A 1,183-nucleotide genomic window follows, 5' to 3' on the forward strand; every position below is an offset into this window, starting at 1 on the left:
GCCAGGCCTCGGGCGATCAGGCGCTCAAGCTGATGCACGACCTGCTCGGTGTCTTCGAAATCATGCATGCGGCCGCTGCGGGTCAGCAGTTCATTGACGGTCTGTGGGCCGCGCAGGAACAGCAATCCCATCAGGATCACCTGGGCCGGCACCAGCTCCAGCGCCTTGTCGACCCGGTGTTCCCAGCGGTCGGCGCGGCTGCCCATGACCAGCCGGGTAAAACCGCGGCCTTCCAGGGCCCGCAGGCTCTGGCCGACCTGGCCCGGATTGAGGTTGGTCACCGGTTCGCGACTGGTCTTCTGGTTGCAGGCCAGCACTAGCGCGTTGAGGGTGAGGGGGTAGGTCTCGGGGTTGGTGGCCTGTTTTTCGATCAAGGCGCCGAGGATGCGGATTTCCGTGCTGTTGAGCCGTGGTTCTTCGGCCTGGCTTTGTTCTTCGATGCTCATTGCGCGTTCCCTATGCCGTGGAAGCCGCCTAGCCTAATCCTTGCGTAATAAAAGACAAGGCGCGCAACAAGCCGTGGCTATAATCGCCCACGTTTGATTTGTTTTCTTCTACCACCCGCATGAGATCGCCATGACCATTTCCCTGTACGCCGCCTCTGTCCCGGTTTTCAAACAGATGCTCAACGCCCTGAGCGATGTGCTGAACAAGGCCGAAGCCCACGCCACCGCGAAAAACATCGATCCGAACGCTTTGCTGCAAGCACGCCTATTCCCGGACATGTTCCCGCTGGTGCGTCAGGTGCAGATCGCCGTCGACTTCGCCAAGGGCGTGTCCGCGCGCCTGGCCGAGATCGAAGTGCCGAAATACGACGACAGCGAGACCACCTTCGCTGAGCTGCAAGCGCTGATCGCCAAGGTGCTGGCTTTCATCGACGGCATCAGTCCCGAGCAGATCGATGGCAAGGAAGGTATCGAAATCGTCACCCGTCCGGGCACTCCGAAGGAAAAACGCTTCAGCGGTCAAACCTACCTGCTGACCTACGGCCTGCCGCAGTTCTTCTTCCATGTCACCACCACTTACGCACTGCTGCGTCACAACGGCGTCGAAGTAGGCAAGCGTGATTACATGGGCGCGTTCTAAACCCTCAAGCATGAAAAAGCCCGGGACGGTGCGAGCCGTTCCGGGCTTTTTTGTGGCTGCCTGTCAGGCATCGGCGCCTGTTGCGCCGCTTCGGGGG

General features: G+C 60.6%; 2 protein-coding genes. One reads left to right on the plus strand and one right to left on the minus strand.

The genetic code is table 11. The features are described 5' to 3' along the window. Positions 1–446, minus strand: a 446-nt coding sequence (locus ACE04F_RS14650; RefSeq protein ID WP_486107753.1) for a YceH family protein, incomplete at its 3' end; no start/stop codon positions are given. A 130-nt stretch (positions 447–576) separates the two neighbouring features. Between ACE04F_RS14650 and ACE04F_RS14655 the strand changes: the two genes are divergently transcribed. After that, positions 577–1,086 carry a DUF1993 domain-containing protein gene (locus ACE04F_RS14655; RefSeq protein ID WP_305500064.1) on the plus strand — a complete coding sequence of 170 codons (510 nt, stop codon included), beginning with the start codon at positions 577–579 and terminating at the stop codon, positions 1,084–1,086. Positions 1,087–1,183: the final 97 nt, after the last annotated feature.

The organism is Pseudomonas sp. AGC41 (assembly GCF_057334555.1).